The 21038-nt window shown below is 65.8% G+C and carries 18 protein-coding genes and 2 pseudogenes; 11 read left to right on the top strand and 9 right to left on the bottom strand.

What is annotated here, in order from left to right; translation table 11 throughout:
• Nucleotides 1-5 precede the first annotated feature (5 nt).
• Nucleotides 6-323: a hypothetical protein gene (locus KXR83_RS03280; protein ID WP_437423568.1), complete on the top strand. Its 318-nt coding sequence runs from the start codon at nt 6-8 to the stop codon at nt 321-323.
• An 80-nt stretch (nt 324-403) separates the two neighbouring features.
• On the opposite strand, the gene KXR83_RS03275 is transcribed toward KXR83_RS03280, so the two are convergent.
• On the bottom strand, nt 404-895 hold the full coding sequence (locus KXR83_RS03275) for a nuclear transport factor 2 family protein (RefSeq protein ID WP_437423567.1): 492 nt from the start codon (nt 893-895) through the stop codon (nt 404-406).
• The gene (locus KXR83_RS03270) at nt 888-1403 is read right to left on the bottom strand and encodes an RNA polymerase sigma factor (protein WP_062794739.1); all 516 of its coding nucleotides are present in this window, start codon (nt 1401-1403) and stop codon (nt 888-890) included. Before KXR83_RS03270 ends, KXR83_RS03275 begins: the two co-directional genes overlap by 8 nt.
• 107 nt (nt 1404-1510) lie before the next feature.
• On the opposite strand from KXR83_RS03270, the gene KXR83_RS03265 reads away from it, so the two are divergent.
• Entirely contained in the window at nt 1511-3427 is a 1917-nt protein-coding gene (locus KXR83_RS03265) for a dynamin family protein (protein WP_437423566.1), read from the top strand.
• On the top strand, nt 3424-4860 hold the full coding sequence (locus KXR83_RS03260) for a GTPase (protein ID WP_437423565.1): 1437 nt from the start codon (nt 3424-3426) through the stop codon (nt 4858-4860). The genes KXR83_RS03265 and KXR83_RS03260 overlap by 4 nt, the downstream gene beginning before the upstream one ends.
• Nucleotides 4861-4877: 17 nt before the next feature.
• Here KXR83_RS03260 and KXR83_RS03255 read toward each other — a convergent pair whose 3' ends face one another.
• Nucleotides 4878-5537 (bottom strand): TetR/AcrR family transcriptional regulator, encoded by a 660-nt coding sequence (locus tag KXR83_RS03255; protein WP_437423564.1) that lies wholly within the window; start codon nt 5535-5537, stop codon nt 4878-4880.
• 347 nt (nt 5538-5884) lie between these two features.
• On the opposite strand from KXR83_RS03255, the gene KXR83_RS03250 reads away from it, so the two are divergent.
• On the top strand, nt 5885-6187 hold the full coding sequence (locus KXR83_RS03250) for a hypothetical protein (RefSeq protein WP_437423563.1): 303 nt from the start codon (nt 5885-5887) through the stop codon (nt 6185-6187).
• Between the two features lie 37 nt (nt 6188-6224).
• Here KXR83_RS03250 and KXR83_RS03245 read toward each other — a convergent pair whose 3' ends face one another.
• Nucleotides 6225-7328: a glycosyltransferase gene (locus KXR83_RS03245; protein WP_437423562.1), complete on the bottom strand. Its 1104-nt coding sequence runs from the start codon at nt 7326-7328 to the stop codon at nt 6225-6227.
• Between the two features lie 194 nt (nt 7329-7522).
• Between KXR83_RS03245 and KXR83_RS03240 the strand changes: the two genes are divergently transcribed.
• The 5 genes from KXR83_RS03240 to KXR83_RS03220 all read left to right on the top strand — a co-directional run bounded on the left by KXR83_RS03240 (nt 7523) and on the right by KXR83_RS03220 (nt 12123).
• Nucleotides 7523-8086 carry a hemerythrin domain-containing protein gene (locus tag KXR83_RS03240; protein WP_437423605.1) on the top strand — a complete coding sequence of 188 codons (564 nt, stop codon included), beginning with the start codon at nt 7523-7525 and terminating at the stop codon, nt 8084-8086.
• Nucleotides 8087-8099: 13 nt separating this feature from the next.
• The gene (locus KXR83_RS03235; protein ID WP_437423561.1) at nt 8100-8837 is read left to right on the top strand and encodes an MBL fold metallo-hydrolase; all 738 of its coding nucleotides are present in this window, start codon (nt 8100-8102) and stop codon (nt 8835-8837) included.
• 147 nt (nt 8838-8984) lie between these two features.
• The gene (locus KXR83_RS03230) at nt 8985-9389 is read left to right on the top strand and encodes a hypothetical protein (RefSeq protein WP_437423560.1); all 405 of its coding nucleotides are present in this window, start codon (nt 8985-8987) and stop codon (nt 9387-9389) included.
• Between the two features lie 30 nt (nt 9390-9419).
• Entirely contained in the window at nt 9420-9818 is a 399-nt protein-coding gene (locus KXR83_RS03225) for a hypothetical protein (RefSeq protein WP_437423559.1), read from the top strand.
• A gap of 166 nt (nt 9819-9984) precedes the next feature.
• Nucleotides 9985-12123, top strand: a complete 2139-nt coding sequence (locus KXR83_RS03220) for an Hsp70 family protein (RefSeq protein ID WP_437423558.1) — start codon at nt 9985-9987, stop codon at nt 12121-12123.
• 109 nt (nt 12124-12232) lie between these two features.
• On the opposite strand, the gene KXR83_RS03215 is transcribed toward KXR83_RS03220, so the two are convergent.
• Together KXR83_RS03215 and KXR83_RS03210 are read right to left on the bottom strand one after the other, a co-directional pair.
• Nucleotides 12233-12670 (bottom strand): hypothetical protein, encoded by a 438-nt coding sequence (locus tag KXR83_RS03215; RefSeq protein WP_099382989.1) that lies wholly within the window; start codon nt 12668-12670, stop codon nt 12233-12235.
• 55 nt (nt 12671-12725) lie between these two features.
• A complete protein-coding gene (locus tag KXR83_RS03210) occupies nt 12726-14426 on the bottom strand; it encodes a SpoIID/LytB domain-containing protein (RefSeq protein WP_437423557.1) in 1701 nt (566 codons plus the stop codon).
• Between the two features lie 311 nt (nt 14427-14737).
• On the opposite strand from KXR83_RS03210, the gene KXR83_RS03205 reads away from it, so the two are divergent.
• Nucleotides 14738-16906 (top strand): N-acetylmuramoyl-L-alanine amidase, encoded by a 2169-nt coding sequence (locus KXR83_RS03205; protein WP_437423556.1) that lies wholly within the window; start codon nt 14738-14740, stop codon nt 16904-16906.
• An 82-nt stretch (nt 16907-16988) separates the two neighbouring features.
• Here the strand turns inward: KXR83_RS03205 and KXR83_RS03200 are convergent, their stop codons facing one another.
• Both KXR83_RS03200 and KXR83_RS03195 read right to left on the bottom strand, forming a co-directional pair.
• Nucleotides 16989-17834: an HAD family hydrolase gene (locus KXR83_RS03200; protein ID WP_437423555.1), complete on the bottom strand. Its 846-nt coding sequence runs from the start codon at nt 17832-17834 to the stop codon at nt 16989-16991.
• A 1-nt stretch (nt 17835) separates the two neighbouring features.
• Nucleotides 17836-18593, bottom strand: a pseudogene (locus KXR83_RS03195) (lysophospholipid acyltransferase family protein).
• 113 nt (nt 18594-18706) lie between these two features.
• Between KXR83_RS03195 and KXR83_RS03190 the strand changes: the two are divergent.
• Nucleotides 18707-20497, top strand: coding sequence for a thiamine pyrophosphate-requiring protein (locus tag KXR83_RS03190; RefSeq protein WP_437423554.1), 1791 nt, complete (start codon nt 18707-18709; stop codon nt 20495-20497).
• Between the two features lie 23 nt (nt 20498-20520).
• Here the strand turns inward: KXR83_RS03190 and KXR83_RS03185 are convergent.
• Nucleotides 20521-21033 (bottom strand): annotated as a pseudogene (locus KXR83_RS03185) (DUF6766 family protein); the annotation flags it as partial.
• Between the last annotated feature and the right edge of the window lie 5 nt (nt 21034-21038).

Raw genomic sequence — 21038 nt, 5'->3', positions numbered from 1 at the left:
GTACCGTGACCAGCCCAAACGACCCGCTCAGCGACATCTTTTCGCAGATCGCCGCCGACGACGCGGTTGACCCGGCGGTCTTCGACCAGAGTCTCGAAGCCGCCTTCGATTACGACGGTTCCGGTTTCGACGAACTGGTGCCCGACAACGACGACAGCTCCACCGAGGGTGATGTCGCTGTCGGTATCGATGGCGGGGATGTCGACTCCCAAGGAGATGTCTTCGAGACCGACGACGCCGACCTCGACGGCGATGCGACCGACTTCTCCCTCGGCCCCGACCTCACCGACGACTACTCCACGGGCGACGACCTCGCCCTGTGAACCCCATGTTGTGCCCTTCTGGCGACCAAAACCCCAGGTCGAGTCCGCCATAAGGGCACAACATCGGGGAGGGGGTGGGGCTAGCGCAGGTGGTCGATGAGGACGTCAGGGTTGCCCTGCGACCACACGGTGACGATGGTGAGGCGCTTGATCCGCCAGATGTCGCCGTCGCGGACAAGCTCGGCGTCGTATTTGTTGCCCATCATCACCTGGTCGGTGGTGTGCCGAGATGGCCCTTCACCCGGGCGGAAATGCTGGGCCATCGCGTAGCAGTTCAGGGCGGCACGGTCACCGTCGACGCGAACCCGGAAGTTCGACAGTGCGTGCATGGTGTCGAGAGGTCCCATCGACATCAGCAACATCCCGACCACCGACTCGCGACCCTCGATCGGCGGGAATCCACTGTCCTCGTCGCCGACCTGGCTGACGTCGAACAAGACGTCGTCGGTGAATGCCGACTCGAGCAGACCTCGATCGGCGGCGTCGAGGCCGAATGCGAAGCGATTGAGGGCATCCTCGGGCTCGGCGGTGGCAGGAATGGTGTCGATCGTGGCGGGGATTGCCTCAGGCATCTTGCAGAATCTCCAGCAGTTTGGCGCGAGCCCGGTTGATCCGGCTCTTCACAGTCTGCACGCCCACCCCCTGCTGGTCGGCTATTTCCTGATATGAGAGATCGCCGAACTCACGCAGCACGATCGCCTCACGGAACTCGAGCGGCAGCGCGGCCAACGCGGTGCGAACCCGGTCGACGTCGGTCACCTGGGCATCGATCCGGGGCGCAGCCGACTCGAACTCCGGCGGACCGTCTGCGGAGGTGTCGAGACGCTTGCGGATCACCGCGAGTGCGGCGTTCGCAGCGATCCGGTACATCCAGCTGGTGAACTTCGAATCGCCACGGAACTTGCCGATGTTCTGCCAGGCAGCGATCAGCGCGTCCTGCAGGGCGTCCTCGGCATCGTGACGGTTGGCGGTGATCCGTAGGCAGACGGCCCAGATCTGGTCGCGGTTGCGGGTAACGAGTTCGCCGAAAGCCGCCTGGTCGCCTTCTTGACTGCGTAGTACCAGGTCACGCTCGCTCATGTCGGTCACTTGATAAATGTCGCAGACACCCCGGGATACGGCAGAGTTATCGGCAGCGAAACCGATCCATCGACTGACCCTTGTACTCGATCGAATCTGGAGTGACCGTGAATGCAGGTGCCACCGCCCACGCGGCCGAAGCCCTGTCCGCTGCGACCGAGACGCTGCGCAAGTACGGACAGACAAAGGCCGCCGAGTTGGCGAAGGCCCGCTTCCACGCCGCGGACTCGGCAGCTGCGGTGGTGTTCGTCGGCGAGGTGAAGCGCGGCAAGAGCACCCTGGTGAACTCGCTCATCGGCCGGGCCGACCTCGCACCCGTCGGTGTCGACATCACCACCAGCGCCAGCGTGTGGTTCTCGCCACCCGACGACACGCTGGCGGCCGGCACCGCCCGCCTGGTCTTCGGCGATTCCGATCAGGTGATCCCGGTCGACCAGCTCCCGGAATGGGTGACGATGGGTGGCCGCCACGTGCTCGACCCCACGATCGAGGCGTTGCCCACCGAGGCCGTGGTTGCCGTCGACCCGTTGCACCTTCCCGGCCTCACCCTCGTCGACACACCCGGCGCCGGCGGCCTGGACCCACGCCACGCACGCCTGGCACTGACCGCCGCCCGCCGCGCCGGGGCAATTGTCATGGTGTGTGACAGCGCCGCTCCCCTGACGGCACCGGAGATCGAGTTCCTCAGGACCGCTACCGAGACTTCCGGGTCGGTGGTGGTGGCGATGACGAAGATCGACAAGAACCGCCGCAACTGGCGAACCATCGCCGAGGAGAACAGGACGATAGTCCGCAGCCGACTCGGTCGCGATGTCCAGGTGATCGGGGTGTCCGGGGTACGTGCGCTCGCGGCATTGACCGAACCTGCGGACACCCGCGAGGAGATCCTCACGGCCTCGGGCATACCTGCGCTGCGCGACGCCATCACCGACTTGCTGGACAACGCCGAGATCGCGCCACAACTCGACGGACTGCAGGTCTGCCTGAGCGGCATGCATCGGATGAAAACCCGCCTCGACACCGAGATCGCTGTGGTGCAAGGCAATTCGAGCGCACTCGACGACCTGAACGAGAAAAAGGCACAGCTCAAGGCTCTTCGCGAGCACGGCACCGAGTGGGACCAGCACCTCTCCCGCGACATCACCCTCGCCCGTCAGCGGGCGGTGGCCGTGCTCGACGCCGATTTCAACAAGATCAAGGAGGACTGGAGCGCGCGGATCAACGGCGAGGGGTGGCGCATCCTGCGCAAGCAACCACAGGTGTTCACCGCCGCCATCATGTCCGACGTCCAAGCCGCGTCGGCTCGGGCGTTCGACACCTTCGCGACATCGCTGCACCACATCGTCTCCCAGCTGTTCGGCAACGACGAGCACTGGGAAGACATCATGGACACCGTTGCGAGCACGCTGGTCGCCGAGGACATCAATTCCCCAGAGGTGCAACGGAAGTGGAAAGACGTCGTCGACCCCAGCGCCATGATGATGGGCTTCATGGGCGCCAACCTGCTGACCGGCGGAATGGTCGGCGGCGCGATCTTCGGCAGCCTCGCGATGGCGGCCGTGCTGCCGATCGGGCTCGTGGCCGGAGGCGTCTGGTTGTCGGTGAACCTGGGCTACCGCGCCATGCGCAACGGACGCCAGCACCTCATCACCTGGCTCCGCGAAACACTGTCGCTCGCCAACAAGTCGACCCTGCGTGTCATCGACCGAACCGTCGCCACCGCGCGCCCCGAGATCGTGGTGGCCTACCGCCGTCACCTGCGAGCCCAGACCGATGAGATCACCGAACAGATCAACGCCGGAGCCGAGGCGGCAAAGGAAGACAAGGCCACCCGCGACAAGAGGGTGCGCGGCCTGACCCGCCGACTCACCGAGATCGTCTCTCTCATCGAGCAATTGGATGCGGCCATCGCCGGGCTCAAAGCCGATGCCCGACGCAGCGATGTGGACCTGGGCGAGCATGTGGCTCTCGAGAAGGATCCGGTACTCGGCACAGAGCCGGCCTCCATCGGTGACACCCCGTGAGCCGGCCCCACGAAGGGCGGCGGACCCGTCCGCATGCTCTCCGTGATCAGCTGACCGCGGCACTGGCAGAGATCGCGCGTATCGACCGTCCCCTGGCTCGCAGCACCGCTCAGATCCGCGACACCCTCTGGGCGCCCCCGCGTGTGGTGGTCGTCGGACGGGTGAAGGCCGGCAAGTCCACACTCGTCAATGCCCTGATCGGCGACCTGGTGGCCGACACCGCGGCCACCGAGTGCACCAAGGTTGTTGCGGTGTACCAGGACGGGGCGCCGGCGCGCGCCGAGGCGGTGAAGATCGGCGGTGCTCGGCACCCCGTCCGGCTGGTCGACGGCAGACCCACCGAGTTGGGTTGTCCGACAGATCAGGTCGCCTATCTCGATCGCTTCCTGCCGAGCCGGCTGCTGCGCAGCATGGTACTGATCGACACCCCCGGACTGGCGACCATCACCACCGGTAACGAGCAGGCCACCCGCCGCGCACTGATCGACGGGTTCGGGCAGACCCGCGACGCGTCGGTGAACGCTGATGCGGCGATCTTTTTGTTCGATGCGACGCCGCGCGCCGACGAAGTGCAGTTCCTGCGCGAGTTGGGTTTCTCGGCGGTCAACACGATCGGGGCCCTGGCCAAGGCAGATACCCTGGGCGAGGGCGCATTCGGCGATGTCGATCCCATCGACGCGGCACGAGCACAGTCCGCCGTGATCGCCGAATCGATGTCGGCGAGCCTGCTGACGGTGCAGCCGGTCGCCGGGCTGTTGGCGCAGACGGCGCAGACCGGCCAGTTCACCGAATCCGACGCCGATGCACTGGCAGCTCTGGCCGGGCTCTCCGACACGGCACTCGAGCTCTGGCTGGAAGCAGAAACCCCGCCCATCGGCACCGACGCCGAGCGCGACCGACTGCTGGACCTGCTGGGCGAGTACGGTTTACGGCACGCCAGAAAGCTCGCGCCGCGCGGCGCCCACGCGGTCAACTCATGGCTGCAGCAGCGTTCGGGCGTCGATGAACTCCGGGCGAACATCGAACTCGATCTCACCCGGTCGGTACTCATCACGCGAGCTGTGCGGGCGTGCACCGAGATCGAGCATCTGGCATTGACGCATCCTGCAGGCGGGCAGATCCGGTCGTACCTGCGTCAGGTTCGTCAGACCCCCCAGGCACACACCATGGCCGAGTTCAAGGCGATGCACGCCCTGACCCGATCGGACCCCGAGTCGCCTTGGGTCGGCGAGTTACGGCAGATCCTGATCGGCTCGGGTATCGCGGGGCGGATCGGCCTGCCGCCCACTGCTGACCGCAATACCGTTGCTGCCGAGCTGGATCGACGCCTTCGCCAGGTTCATGAGGCCGGCCTCATGGGCGGGTCTGCGGCCGAGGAGCAGGCGGTGGCCGTGCTCTTGCGCACCTACTCGATGATGCGTCGCGCGATCTGACCGGACCCCCAGCCGGACTACTCGGCCCCGCGAGACGACGGAGCCAGCCACATCCCCACGATGGCATCGAGCAGATCGGCAGAGAAGTCGTCCCAGCCCAGCGACTCGTCGTCGGGTGCATCCACGAGACGCCGTTCACGCTCGGCCGTCATGTGCACCGACAACTGCCGTGCCATGTCGGCACGGAACCATCGGACCTCGGCAGGCAGCTCGGGCAGTCGATTGCCGATGCCGCGCAACGTCTCCTGAAGCGATGGCGAGGTGAGCGAATCGTTGTAGACGATGTCGCGCAATGTCGGATCGGTGAGCACTTGCGCACTGAACCGCGCGTACCAGGTGGGGCTTCCGAGGGAGGCGAGGTGGTCGATCGGCGGCTGGATCAGACAGGCGATCCAATCCCGGACATCGGGTGAGTCCCCTGCCTCGTTGAGTAACCGTGCGCGATGCTGTTCGATGCCGACCCCGTGTTTGTGCACGATGGCGCGAACGAGGTCGGTCTTGGTGCCGAAGTGATACCCCACCGCAGCGTTGTTTCCTTGGCCTGCGGCTTCACTCACCTGCCGGTTCGAGACCGCGAACACCCCATGCTCGGCGAAGAGCCGTTCCGCGGCGGAGAGGATCAGTTCGCGCGTCTCCGCTGCCCGGGCCGACTTGGTGCCGGTGTTGCCACTCGCCATTCGTTTCCTCGAGTCCTCGGGTGAAGGGCCGCCCGCGGTTCATCGATGACTGCATCGCGGCGTCTTCCACCATGTACGCAGCGACCAAGTAAGTCAAGTGATTGAAACTTTCATGCCTCGGCGAAATCTCGGACCCCGCCCGACGCCGCAGATCTGCCGCCGAGCGCGTCGGCACCGAAAGCAACTCCGCGACAGAACAACTGGGTTCTCACGCTGCTGGCAGCCACGAACATGGAGTGCTAAGAATGATGGCGCGACGTCGATGCCGAGGCCGCCGCCGCTGCCCGCTTTCGGCCGTATGTCGCGCGTCGCGCCAACGCACAGAACGCACCTGGAAGGAGTAGTACATGCCGCCGTCCACCGGAGTGGGCCAAGCACCACAGCCTGTTCCCGCGATCGCATCCAGTCGAACAAACTGCTCGCTCCGCACCGGCCTCACAACATGGCCGTCCTTACGTCCTCCGCTGGGTCCGGAACGCTGGGCGATCACCGTTTCCGTGGTGGCCAACGTGCTGTTCCTGGTTGTCCTGTGCCTGATGATCACCGACGTCCAGGCTCTGTCGGTGGCAGTGTTGTCCATCATCGCTCTGTCCGCGATGGGCTTGGCGCTTCGGACGATCAGAGTTCTGGACGGGTCGAACCGGCCGTGAGGCCTCGGGGTGCTGCGGTGTCCCCGTCAGCGCCCCGTCACACCGCCAGCGCGGCAAGCATCTCCCGGACCGCCCGCGGCCACCCGAAGTCTTCGGCGCGCCGCCGGGCGGCCTCGCGGCGGGGGACCTCGGGCCGGGACAACACATCGCCGATGCCATGGGCGAAACCCTCGGGCGAATTTTCTGCCACGAACCCGCACTCTCGATCCAGGACCTCGGCGAGCGCCGACGTGGCGGAGACGACTGCCGGTGTCCCTGAGGCAAGGGATTCGAGCGCCGACAATCCGAAGGTCTCGTGCGGTCCCGGGGCCAGGGCCACATCCGCGGACGCCAGCAGCCGGGCGAGGGCCAGCTGGTCGGTGATGAACCCTGCGAATTCGACGGGCAGACCGGCGGCGCGGCGCTCGAGCCGACCTCGCATCGGCCCGTCCCCCGCGATCACCAACCGGGCGTCGACTCCGTTGTCGCGCAACACAGCAAGCGCGTCGATGCTCCCGTCCACGTGCTTCTCGACCGACAATCGGCCGCAGTGGACCAACAGCGGCTGATCCGTCCTCGCCCACCGGGCACGAGTGCCGGCGTCGCGACGATCGGGATGAAAGGTCCGGAGATCCACGCCCAGCGGGACCCGCCTGACGTTGCTCGCGCCGATTCGGTCGAACTCTTCGCGGGCGAACTCGGTGGTGCACACCACCGTGTCGTACGACTGCGCGGTGCGGCGGTTGGCCACGTCGGCCAGCCGTCGCGCGGCCTGCGCAGGCATCACCTGACCGAGCATGCGGTCGAGGCGTTCGTGGGAGATCATCGTGCTCGCGACATCTCGGCGCCTAGCCCAATGCCCGAGGCCACGCAGCGTCAACCGGTCGGACACCTCGATGGCGTCGGGTCGCATGGCGGCGGCGACATCGACCACGGGCCGCATGCGCGCCACCCGATATCCTCCCGTGAACGCAACCCTGGGAGCGGGGACGGTGATCCGCACGACCCCGGACGCCAACATCTCCTCGGTGTGCAGCGGCCCCGGAACGATCAGCGTCACGTCGTGCCCCGCCGCGCAGTACCCGGCCCCGAGCTGATCGACCGCAGTCCGGAGGCCCCCGGACCGGGGGCCGTAGAAGTTCGCGACCTGCACCACTCGCATCCTCGGACTGTGTCGCGAGCAGAAGAGCTTGATGCATCTGCCGATCGAACGCGGACTCAACAGAACGTGAACTCTGATCACCTCGATACAACCCGTGGGACAGAAGCCGTCGCCGGACCGGCGGGTTTTGGCCCCCCGCAGGCCGGGTATTCCGCCGGGAGCCGCCCGACACCACATCGGCAGGAGATGCCCGAATCATGACCTCAACCATCGAAAACGGCCAGGACGCAATCGATTTCCTCGTCGCCCAGCACAGCCGGATCCGCCGCCTGTTCGAAACCATCGTCTCGGTGGACAGCGTGGCCGCTCGCGAAGAGGCCTTCGTCGAACTCCGCCGACTCCTGGCGGTGCACGAGACGGCCGAGGAGCAGATCGTCCATCCACGGGCTCGACGAGAGATCGAGGACGGCGATCGGATCGTCGGCGAACGGCTCGAAGAAGAGAATTCGGCCAAGAAGATGCTCGCCGACCTGGAAGACACCGACATGTCGTCCGACGAGTTCATCACCAAGATCGAGAGACTCCGACAGGCAGTGCTCGAGCACGCCGAGCGCGAGGAGGCCCACGAGTTCCCGGCGCTGGCAACCGAACTCAGTGACGATGAGCTGAAGAAGATGCGGGGCATGATCAAGAAGGCCGAGGCGATGGCCCCCACCCGACCGCATCCCGGTGTCGAATCGGCGACCGCCAACACTCTCGCAGGCCCCTTCGCCTCGATGCTCGACCGTGCGCGAGACGCCCTGAAGAACCACTTCTGATCGGAGCAGCACTGTGCTGAGCAAAGATGTAGCCCCGGGCATCCACATGTTGACCTACGCCTTCACGAATCTGTATCTCGTGGAGTACGACGATCGGGTGCTGATCGTGGACTCCGGGTTGCCCCGGGTGTGGCCGCACCTGATCTCAGCCCTCGACGAACTGGGCCGCAAGCCCGACTCGGTCGAAGGGATTGTGCTCACCCATGCGCACTTCGACCACGTGGGCACCGCACGGCGGGCGCAGAAAGAGTGGAATGTGCCGGTGTGGGTGCACACCGACGACGAACGGCTCGCTCGACATCCCTACCGCTACCAGCACGAGAAGTCGCGGCTGCTCTATCCACTTCGGTATCCGGCATCCATCCCCGCGCTCGGGCGGATGACCGTGGCCGGGGCACTGATGGTTCGCGGGGTACTCGATCCGAGTCCGATGACCACCGACCAGGTGCTACCCGGGGCGCCGGTGGTCATCCCGACGCCGGGCCACACCGTCGGTCACATCGCTCTGCACTTCCCCGACCGCGACGCCCTGATCGCCGGCGACGCACTGGTCACACTCGATCCGTACACCGCCCAGACCGGACCACAGATCGTTGCCGGTGCCGCGACAGCAGACAGTGGTCGCGCCCTGGACTCGGTCAAAAGACTAGCCGATACGCACGCATCGGTGGTGCTGCCAGGACACGGCGAACCCTGGAACGACGGCATCGAGGCGGCCGCTGACTTCGCCCTGTCGCGCGGCCCGCACTGAGTTCTCCCGGCTCCACCCACCGGGCTGCAAAATTCTTCTGAGATTTTTCTCCGATCAGCCGGAACATTTACGCCACCGGGTTTCTCCTATTCACAACACAGCAAAGCCACCACGGCCTGCACCCGCCCCGCATACAAGGAGAACCCGATGTCCGACAACAGCATCCCCGAAATCGCCGAAGACGCCACCGTCCTGGAGGTCTTCGACATCGACGGCGACGGAGTCGTCGAGTCAGCCCTGATCGATGTGGACGCCGACGGTTCCGGCGACGCACTCATCCAGGACTACGACCAGAACGGCGAGCCAGAGACCATCGCCTTCGACACCGACGGCGACGAGCACCACGAGACGGCTGTCTCCGACACCGACGAGGACGGCGAGGTCGACACGGTCTTCGTCGACGAGGACGTCGACGGTGTCCACGACGTGGCCTTTGTCGACGAGAACCAGGACGGTGAGGTCGACGCCGCGTACACCCACGACATCACCACCGACGAGTGGACCGAGGTGGACCCCGCCACCGTCGAAACGCCGGACACCAGCGCTCTTTAGATCCGCGAACGATCACAGGAGCTGTGAACCATGTCTGATTCGGTCCACCCCGAGCCGTCCCCGCAGGATCCCCCGGCCGAGCACGGTGGCAACTCCGACGTCGTCGAGCCGCCCTACGTCGACGAACCGCCTTATGTCGTCGAAACAGCGGACTTCGACGGGAACGGTTACTCCGAGTCCGCGCTGCTCGACACCGACGGCGACAACGTCGGCGACACGATCGTCCAGGACTTCACCGAAGACGGGGAAGCCGAGACCATCGCCTACGACACCGACGGTGACGGGTTCAGCGAGACCAGCCTGTCCGACCTCGACCAGGACGGGACGGCGGACACCGTCTTCGCCGACCTGGACCAAGACGGTGTGCACGACCTGTCGGTCACCGACTCCGATCAAAACGGTATCCCCGACGGGTTCACGGTTCTCTGACGAGCGCCCAACGCCCGCCTCACCACGGACCGCATTCGTCGGTCATTCGACAGCAGGACAATCGGCCGCCGTCAGCCCGTGATCAACTAGGTTGATGGTGGCCGAGTCCGCTGTCCCAAACGTCATTTCCCACACCGAATCCTGAAACCGGAAGGACCCATCACCGATGTCGAACCAATGGTGGCTGGCAATCGACTTCGGCACGTCCAACACCGCGGCGGCCGCCTACGAGCCCGGGCACGGCACGCCGCAGGTGGTGCCGCTCTCGCACAACAGCGACATCATGTCGTCGTCGGTCTACGCGGACTCCTACCGCAACATCGTGGTCGGCGAGGCCGCGGTCAATCAGGCCGGCAACAACCCGGCGGCGTTCATCACCCATCCCAAGCGGCACATCAACGCCGGAACCGTTCCGGTCGGCAATCTTGACCTGCCGTTGGAGAATCTCATTGCGGCCGTGCTCAATTCGGCTCTGACACGCGCGTCGGAGAGGCGCGGTGGCACCAGGCCGACGCGATTGATCCTCACCCACCCCGTGGCGTGGTCGCCCGAGGAGATCGACATCCTCACCCGCGCTGCCGAATTGATCGGCTTCGATCGATCCGCGGTCACCCTGATCTCCGAGCCGCGCGCAGCCATCGCCCACTACACCAGCGCGATCGGCGACGCCGCGAACGCGGGCTCGACCACGGTTGTGGTCGTCGACTACGGCGGCGGGACATGCGATGTGGCGGTGGTCAAGCTCGGGGCGGGAGCCGCGGGCGGCGCCGGGCCCATCGACCTCGTTGCCCACGACGGCAACAACGGTCTGGGTGGCAAGAACCTCGACGCGATGATCCGGCGTTGGGTGGACAAGCAACTCACCTCACGGAACCCCGAACTGCTGGAGTACCTGCGCACGGGTGCCAATCTGTCCACCAAGCGAGCGGTCGACGACAACATCCGGCGGGCCAAGGAATTGCTCTCGGAGTCACCTCGGGCCGTCATCAACATCAGCGCCGGTGGCCACGATGCCACCCTCGAACTCACCAGGGGTGAGTTCGAACAGCTCATCTCACAGAACGTCGATGCCGTGGTGGAGTTGACCTCCCGCACGCTGGCCCGCGCCGGAGCCGGCCGCGACGTCCGGATCTATCTCACCGGCGGATCATCCCGGGTGCCGCTGGTGCACCAACGAATCGGCGAGCTCGGCACCGTCGCCACACTCGACAACCCGAAGACCGTCGTGGCCCTCGGTGCCCTGGAATCAGTTGTCGGACAACAAGAGGGATCGGCTTCAGCTTTGCCCGGCGCACCGATACCGCCCATTGTCCCGGTGCCCCTGTCGAAAACACCCGAGCCTCCCCGGCCGGCCCAGTCCACCCCATCGGCCCCGGAGTTCCCACCCACCCAACAGGCACCGATTCCTACGGGAATCGAACCGCCGCCGTCGTGGGGCGCTCCGGCCGGGCAGTCCGGTGGTTACGCCCAGAACCCCTACGACGGTGCAGGAGCCGGCCCCTACGCGGCCGGGCAGGCCGGTACCTACGGCCAAGAAGCCGCCTACGGACAGGCCCCGTTCGGCCAGGGGTCGCCGTACGGTCCTGCCGTCCAGCATAACTCGGGTCCGTTGTACGGTTCCGGTGGTCAGCCCCCGTACGGCGGGGCTACGCCGGCCACTCCACCGAATCCCAACCGCAACCGGAACATCGCCATCGCCGCCATCGCAGCCGTGGTTGTTGTCCTGGTGGTGGTCATCCTCGGTGTGGCCCTGGCGAGTTCCGGAGGCGACGACGACCCGAAAGCACAACCGGGCCAGTCCTCCACAACCTCGACGACAACAACCACAACAACCACGCGACGCACACAGCCGACCACCGAGACCTCCACCGCCGCAACGTCACTCGACACGGACGATCAGGCGCTGGCCGATGCGAACACCGATCTCGTCGACATCACCACATGTGGTGAGAAGTCGCGACCGGACTACGCGTTGGCCGCGATCGTCTGCGAACCGGCGCCCGCGGTCGTGGCCGACGGAACCGGGGCGGTGCGCGCCGAGAGCATCGTCATCATCGAGTCGTCGGACTCGAACATCAAGGCAATAGCCGACAAGGAGTACGCCGAAGGCAACTCGTCGGAGTTGTTCTCCCGGCCTTTTGATGGCGGCACCACGTATGCGTACTTCGCCGCGATGGACAACGGCGGCACCGGGTACTTCGTGTACTCCGAGGCCAACTCGACGGTGACCTGGTGGGTAACCACCAGTCCTGATCAGGCGGCCTTCACAGCGTGGCTGCAGTCGGCCGGCATCTGTCTCTGCTGAGTCGGCTCTCCGGTACCGAGTCCAACAAAGGCAGTCCAACAAAAAGCAATCCGCCCGTCGGCACATGCCGGCGGGCGGACTGCTTGGTCGAAAAGAAAAATGTGGGGGTTCAGTCGACTTCCTGGAACAGCGAATCGCCGTCGTCGGGAAATGCCTGACCCTGTCCCTGCACTCGCGAACTACCGTCGTGGACGATCAGACCGTCGTCGGTCTCCAGTTCCTGCACTCCGTCGGCGAGGACGTTGTCGTCGGGTCCCTGATCATCGATCACCTCGTCGACCAGCTTCTCGGTCAGTTCGTCGTCGGGAGCGGCGGCGACAGGTACCTCGGGTTGTTCCTCGGGCTGCACGTCCGGGACTTCTTCGGCGATGCGCTCGTCGAGGGACTCGCCTTCGCGTTCCTCACTGTGCGTGGTGCCGAACTTGTCGGCTTCCGCCCAATGCTCCGGGGGATCGACGACATCGTCGTCACCATGGTTCTTGAGGTCGTCGGAGTCAAGGCTCTCGCTTGGGCTCAGGGTGTCGCCAGGACCGTCTTCAATACTCATGGACACCGAATGCCCGTTTGCGCGGCTGCCGAAACGCGGTGCCGCGGGCGAACACCTACTTGCGAGAGGCCTGGCCGGTGGCGGGATCGACTTCGAGGATGCCACCGGCGAACTTGCTCTGGAAGACCTGGGTGACCGGCCCGAGCAGGGTGCTCAACGAGTCCTCGAGCGGTAGCCCGAGCACGCTCTCGCCGCCCTGTAGTGCAAAGTTCAGCAGGGCCAGGCCGCCGAGAGCATGTGCACCGGTGTCGGGACCGAAGAACACCGAGCCGTTCTGGAACTGCTGAACCGCTCCGGTTCCCGACGTGGTCGGCAGAATCGGCCCGAGCGCTTCCCCGAGCACACCTGAGCTGCCGCCCAGTTCGGTGAACTTGCCACCGATGGCTGCCTCGGCGAGTGCCAGCAGTTCGCTGACGAGATCTCCGGTTCCCGTCCCGGTACCCGGCGTTGCCGGCAGTTCTCCGGTGGGCACCGGGGTTCCGCCCGGCGCCGGGATGGCCGGCACACCACCTGTGGGCGTGGAACCGACGCCGGAGGGAGGGGCGACGATCGCGGGCGGAGTGGTCTGACCCTGGACTGAGAAGAACGACGAACGTAGCTGCAGCTTGGTGCGCACCTCCTGCGCCGGGACATCGACAGTGCCGCCGGTACCGCTGATCCGAACCGTCGCCGCGCGGCCGTTCTCCGCGCCCATGCCGTAGGCCTCGATCACCTCGAAACCGGTGAGCGACCCGACTCCGAAGGTGGAGGCGATGCTGTCCGAGCTCACCGTGGCGGTCCAGTCGCGGTAGGGCGAGATGGTGTCACCTTCGTCGAGCACCGCCGGGAAGTCCCGACCGTCGGTGGCACCACCTGTTGAGGAGGAGAACTCGGTGAAGGCCGGCTTCCCGTCCTTCATGAGGACCACACCGGCGGTGGCGTCGACAGCGGCGTTCGTTCGTGGGTCTTCGGCACCGAAACCGCCGTAGACCTGCGAGTTCTGGGTGTCGTCGATGGGCTTGCTGATGTCCATGGACGCAAGTGCGTAGGTACGGGCGGCCACCGCCTGGGCCTTGAGCGCCTCGGCGCCGCCCTCATCCGCCCAGCTGACGATGATCTCCTTGGGGACGACACCCTTCACGTAGTCGTCCAGCGGCACGACGTTGATCACGCGGTCCCCGTCGAATCCGAGTGAGCCCCGGAAGGTTTCGTTCGAACCACACATCTTCAGCAGTTCGGGCACCGGACGGCCTGGACCCGCGGTTATGGGCGACACCAGCGATCGAGGCAGCTCGACCGTCTGAACCACACCGCCACCGCATCCATCAGTGATGGTGGCGGTGGACCCGGACAAACTGACTGCTTGTCCGGGCGCCACCGCCACCTCACCGACCTTCAGGCCGGCATCCGCGAAGACATTGACCGACGACTCGCCTGTGAGAATTACCGAGACGTCGACGTTGTCCACCTTCCCCGCGGAGGTGCCGCCGTAGTAGTGACTCAGGATCTGAGTCGAGGACCAACCTTGCTTGGCGTAGCCGAACGCACCCCACTGACCCATTCCGCGTCCGTGGCCGTTGCCGTGTCCGATCAGCGTCACCTCGCCACCGACGGTGAGATCGACATTCGATTTCACCGTCTGCGGCACTGCCCACATGGTCACGCCGGCGGCGAGCAACAGTGACACCCCGGCCGCAGCCGTCCGCCGCAGACCGGTGCCGAACACATCGCGGCCCCCGATGGGGCGGGTTGTGTACAGCCCTGGAATGCGCGGCATAGATGTCCTCTCGTCACTCGCCCACGGTCGCGGTCCAACGCACGCGACAGCCGCGAGCATGTGACTAGTGGGACTGTTGTGACAGTAGTGAAGAAACAGCGGCCACAAAAGGCACATCGAGTAACAACAGCATCACGAGTTTCACGCCACGCCGAGAGTGGTCGTGGACTTCGGTGTCCGTAGAAGACACGATTTGGCCGTCTGGCAAGTCGATGGGGAAGTCGACGTCGCCCACGAGACGCCAGTTTGGCGTGCGTGGCGGCGCCGGTGAAAAGACTGTCGATCAGTTACGACAATCAAGGGAGAACCACGTGCGCTACCGCCGACCGAAGCCGTCGATCGTCCTGGGGACGGTGGCCGCCGTCGTTGTGGCCAGCCCGGTTGCAGTCCTGGTCGGGGGAAGCGCGCCGAACTTCGCCGTCGACCCGACCGAGCCGCCCGCCATCACCGCGACCACGATCAACCAGATCAACCTCAACGAGGTTCCGACGATCGTGCTGAACCTGGTCAAGTCCGGGCTCGCCGACGCCGGGGTGACCTTGCCCCCGATCGATGTCTCGGGCATCAAACTGCCCGACATCCCGCTGCAGATCCCACCCGGCCTTCTGCCGACCGACCTGCTCCCCTCGACCACCGCACCGGGAACCATCACCACCTCCCCCTCGGCGCCATCGTCGACAGATGCGTCCAGCAGTGCCCCAGCCCCGGCCCCGGCGACCGGGGACGACGTCCCCGAGGGCGCGATCGTGAAAGAGGTGGGTCAAGAGGACCCGTTCTCCATGGTCGGCCTGACCTGGCAGGGCGTCGCCAACACCACCGCGTACGTGCGCGCCAAACAGATCGACGGCAGCTGGGGGCCCTGGGTCTCGGCCGATCGGGTCGACGGCGTGAGTGCAAAAGACCCGAACAAGCAAGGCACCGAACCGGTATGGGTCGGCAAGACCAACCTGGTACAGATCGCGGTCACCGACGACGGCGTTGCTGCCCCCGGCACCGGCACCGGGCCGGCCGCAGGGTCGGCGACGAGTTCGCCGGGTGGATCAGCGCCGGCCACCACAACCGATCCCGCCGGGAGCGCGCCGACCACAACCTCCACGACGTTCACCACTCCCCCGGTTCCCAAACGCACCGACACCTCGATCCCCACTTCGACGGCGATGCCGGGTGAGGTGGTGCCCCAGGCATTCACGCCCAAACAGGAACCGCTTCTCACCACCACCGGTGCACCCGGACAAAATGCTCTGCAGCAAGCGATCTCGACCATCAGCGCCGCACTGATCACACCCGGCACCGGTGCGGTCCTGGGATCGCAGCCCTTGGCGGCTGATCCCGCCGCACCCGCAGCGGCGCCCGCTCCGCCCGTTGTGGCGGCGCCGTCGGCCACCCCCCAGGTGATCACCCGAGCGCAATGGGGCGCCGACGAATCCATCCGGTGCTCCGAGCCGACGTACGACGACACCCTCAAAGAGACTGTTGTGCACCACACTGCGGGGACGAACGACTACACCCGCGAGCAGTCCGCCGAGATCGTGCGCGGTATCTACGCCTACCACGCGCAGACGCTGGGCTGGTGCGACATCGGCTACAACGTGCTGGTCGACAAGTACGGTCAGATCTTCGAAGGCACCGCGGGCGGGTTGGACAAGAACGTCCAGGGCACCCACACCGGCGGCTTCAACAAGGACACGATGGGCCTGTCGCTGATGGGAAATCTCAACGAGATGGCTCCCTCACCCGAGATGCTGGCTGCTGCAGGGTCTTTCCTGGGCTGGCGTCTACGACTGGCGGGCCTGGATCCCCGCGGCACGGGCTCGGTGGTGTCGCAGGGCTTCGACGGAGCCTTGTTCGCGGCCGGTGAGACGGCGACGCTGCCGATCATCAGCGGGCACCGCGACTTCTACTCCACCGAATGCCCGGGCAACCTCGCATATGAGGCGCTGCCGCAGATCCGCGAGATCGCCGCTTCCGGTGCGGCCGTCGTGGCGCCTCCGGCCGCTCCCGCTCCGGTGGACGCGGCGCCGGTGGAGAGTCCGGTGTCGGGTACCGAGAATCCTCAGGTGCTGTCCACCACCGATACCGGCGCCATCGCCCAGCAGTGGATGGCGACCGGCGGTCCCACCGGTGATCTCGGCAACGCCGTGACCACCGAGCAGACCACCCCGGACGGCAGCGCAAAATTCGTGGACTTCGAGAACGGCAAGATCTACTGGTCGGAGTCCACCGGCGCGCAGATCATCAAGGGCGCCATCGCAAAAGCGTGGGCCACCATGGGCTTCGAAAGCAGCCCGCTGGGCCTGCCCACCTCATCGGAGGCGACGGGACCCGACGGCGTCACGCAGAGTTTCCAGGGCGGGACGTTGGTGTGGAACCTGGTCACCGGCATCGTGCGGGTGCTGCGCACCTACATCGACACGTTCAACGACACCTACGACGCGCAGCGCGAGGCGGCCGCGGTACCGACCGCACCGCCGGCAGGCTGACACCCGACGCACGGTTCCGGCTGTCGCGCAACGGTTCACACCAGTGCGCGACGCTCGGGGCCGCGCGCGGTCGGGTTCGCCGCTAGAACCAGCGGGCCAGTACCTGGCCCACCCCGCCGGAGTTGTTGTCGGGCGCGATCTCGTCTGCCGCGGCGATGGCGGCGGGATGGCCACCGGCCATCGCAAAACCTCGGGTGACCCAACGCAACATCTCGACATCGTTGGGCATGTCGCCGAACGCGATCGACGCTCCGGTCGGTAGGTCCTTCAGCTCGGCCAGCGTGCGCAACCCGCTGGCCTTGCTGACGCCGGGTGCCGAGAGTTCGATGAGCCCGTTGTCGGTGGAGAACGTGACGTCGGCGAGGTCGCCCACCACCGCCTCCAGACGCCGCGCCATCTCGTCGCTGCTGAGTTCGGGACGCCGGACCAACATCTTCACCGCGTTCTCCGACAGCACGTCCGCTTCACTCATCTCGATGTGGTCGGGGTTGAGCCACGCGTGCTGATAACCAGCGGTCGCGACAAACGGGGGCGTCGCCGCATCGTGTGCACTCTTGCCCACCCGCTCGACCGCCAGACCGCACCCCGGGATCTGCTCGTAGGCGAGCGCGGCGAGCTGCTCGAGCACCGGAGCTCCGAGCGTCGCCGAATGCAGCACCTGGTCGGTGGCGACGTCATAGACGATCGCCCCGTTTGCGCACACGGCAAGCGGCTCGACCTCGAGTTGGTCGGTGATCTCGGCTATCCACCGCGGCGGACGGCCGGTCGCGATGACAAACGTCGCACCCGCCGCCGTCGCCTTGGTGATCATCGTTCGCACGAGCTCGGGAACGGTGTTCTGGTTGTCGATGAGGGTTCCATCGACGTCGCTGGCGATCAGCGTGGGAGGCCCGGCGAACTCTGACGGCGATTCATCCAATTGGGGCATTTCATCCATTTTGCCGCTTGTCGCGCCGGGCGGCCGAATCGGCTGCGTCCAGTGCGTCCGCCTCGGCCATCGTGGGCGCGCCGCCGCCGAGCCGGGCCGGCACCCAATACGCACCCGCGGGGTGTTCGCCGTAGCGTTCCTGGACGTCCGCGAGCATGCCTTGCATCGTCGACCGCAGATGGTCGGCCAGTCGACGGGCCTCGATCGCATCCCCTCCACCCGGCGCGATCGGGTCACCGAACTGCACGATGATCGGTGTGCGGCTACGACCGAGATTCCTCGGTCCACCCTTGGTGGCGATCCGCTGAGCGCCCCAGACGATGACAGGCACGATCGGCACCTCGGCATCCATCGCCATCCGCGCGACGCCCGACTTGAAGGTCTTGATCTCGAAACTCCGACTGATCGTGGCCTCCGGATACACACCCACCACCTCACCATCGCGCAGGGCCTGCACTGCGAGTTCGTACGCCTGCGCGCCAGCGGACCGGTCCACCGGCACCGTCCTGGTGTGTTTGATGAGGAACCGCATGATCGCGATCTGCTGCATCTCCGACTTGATCATGAAACGCACGCGGCGGCCCCGGTGGTGGACGCCAGTGCTGCGGGCAGAAAGTCCACGTAAGCGGTGTGGTTGATCGCGAGAACCACTCCGCCGGCGGCGGGCAACCTGTCGAGATCAAGAAACGTGAGCTTCAGGCCCTGCACCTTTACCAGGGTCTTCGCGGTGATCTCGAGCGCCCGGAATACCGGTTCCATGGGCTCAGGGTAACGGCCCTAAGGTGGCGCGACCTCTGCACGCGGGTGTGAGCGAGCTGCCGGACGGGTATGCGGCCGGCACGGAGAGTGATTCACGCACCACAGGGAGAGCCATGTCAGCAACGGTCGGCGATGTCGTCCTGAAACGTCTACGGCAGTGGAACATCGGGCAGGTCTTCGGCTATCCGGGCGACGGCATCAACGGGTTGCTGGCCGCCTGGGGTCGGGCCGACAATTCTCCCCAGTTCGTCCAGTCCCGCCACGAGGAGATGTCGGCTTTTCAGGCGGTCGGTTATGCGAAGTTCTCCGGACAGATCGGATTGTGCACGGCCACAAGTGGTCCCGGCGGTATACACCTGCTCAATGGACTCTACGACGCGAAGCTCGACCACGTGCCGGTACTGGCACTGGTCGGGCAGACCGAACGCAGCGCCATGGGCGGGTCATACCAGCAGGAGATCGACATGCTCTCGCTGTTCAAGGACGTCTGCAGTGATTACGTCCAGATGTGCACCGTGCCAGAGCAGATACCCAATCTCATCGACCGCGCGATCCGGATCGCCCTGTCCGAGCGGGCACCCACGGCGCTGATATTCCCGTCGGATGTGTTCGAACTCGAACACACGCCGCCACAGCACGAGTTCAAGCACGTGCCGTCGAGCCTGGGGCTCTCACCCGGCGCGCCCGCCGCCGATCCGGCCGCGGTGCAGCAGGCCGCGGACCTCCTCAACGCCGGCGAGCGTGTTGCCATCCTGATCGGTCAGGGCGCGCGCGACTGCGTCGGGGAACTCACCGAGGTGGCCGACCTCCTGGGCGCGGGATGCGCGAAGGCACTGCTCGGGAAAGATGTTCTGCCGGATGATCTTCCGTGGGTCACCGGATCGGTCGGACTGCTGGGCACCACAGCCAGCTACCAGATGATGAACGACTGCGACACGCTGCTGACGGTGGGGTCGAACTTTCCCTACAGCCAGTTCCTGCCCGAACTCGACCAGGCCAGGGCCGTTCAGATCGACCGATCCGGAAAGTGGATCGGAATGCGCTACCCCTACGAATTGAACATTGTCGGTGACGCGAAGACCACGCTGCGACAACTCATTCCGTTGCTCCATCGCAAGGAAGACCGCAGCTGGCGGGAGACCATCGAGTCGAACGTCGACCAGTGGTGGACGATGGCCGAGAGCCAGGCCACCACCGACGCCGAACCGACCAATCCGATCAGGATGTTCCACGAGCTGTCGGAGCGGATGCCGGACAACGCCATCATCACCGCCGACTCAGGAAGCGCCGCCAATTGGTATGCGCGCCACCTCAAGTTCCGCGGTTCGGTACGCGGCTCACTGTCGGGGACACTGGCAACGATGGGGCCTGCGGTGCCGTACGTCATCGGGGCGAAATGGGCCCATCCCGACCGGCCCGGAATCGCATTCGAAGGCGATGGCGCGATGCAGATGAACGGTCTCGCCGAGATGCTCACCATCGCCCGGTACTGGAAGCAGTGGGCCGACCCACGGTTGATCGTGGTGGTGCTGCACAACAACGACCTCAACCAGGTCACGTGGGAACAACGCGCGATGGAGGGAACCCCCAAGTTCGTCGAGTCGCAGTCGCTGCCCGACATGGACTATGCCGAATTCGCCCGCGGCATCGGGCTTCTCGGTATCAATGTCGACACCACCGAGGAGATCGGGCCTGCCTGGGACGCCGCCCTCGCGGCCGACCGACCGGCACTGCTCGACGTCCGATGCGACCCGAACGTCCCACCCATACCGCCGCCCGCAACGCTCGAGCAGGCAAAGTCACTGGGCAGCGCGCTCATCAAGGGTGACCAGGACGCGTGGCAGGTGGTGAAGAACACCGCAAAACAGAAGCTGGCGCAGGTCAGGCCGTCCGACGACACATGAGAGCGATCGGGGGTGTGAACGCTTCAGGCGCCGGTCTCATCATGCGGCGCGGCAACAGGTTTGGATTCCGGCGAAGATCGCTGCCGGAAGTACACCGACAGACCCACAATTGCCGCCACGGCGATGAACTCGCTCTGCCAGTTCTGCATCGACTCGAACCAGAACTGCGAGGTGGCCAGATACTCCCACACCGAGACGGCGGGCTGCCCGTGCTGTTCGAGCTCTGAACTGTGTGCGCGGGCACCGCCGAGGGCGTGCAGAGCAAGTGAAGCGAAGAAAAGCACAAAGAACACGATGGCCAGGGAGTTCTGGCACAGCGACAACGTCCAACCACCGCGACGGACCGGCCATGGCGCCCGGAGGCCGTCGGCCGCGTCACGCGGATCGGCATCCTGCGGCGCCGACCCATCGGTGGGCTTCGATTCGGACGAACCCTTTTGGTACAGAAATGCTGTGAGCACCACGTACATGCCCATCTGCAGGAACTCAGACTCCCAGTTCTCGAATGTGGCCTCGACGAAATCTCCGGTGGTGAGGTACT

Origin of the sequence: Williamsia muralis (assembly GCF_051487485.1) — a bacterium.
Lineage (GTDB): Bacteria > Actinomycetota > Actinomycetes > Mycobacteriales > Mycobacteriaceae > Williamsia > Williamsia muralis_B.
This window is presented reverse-complemented; position numbering and strand designations above follow the sequence as displayed.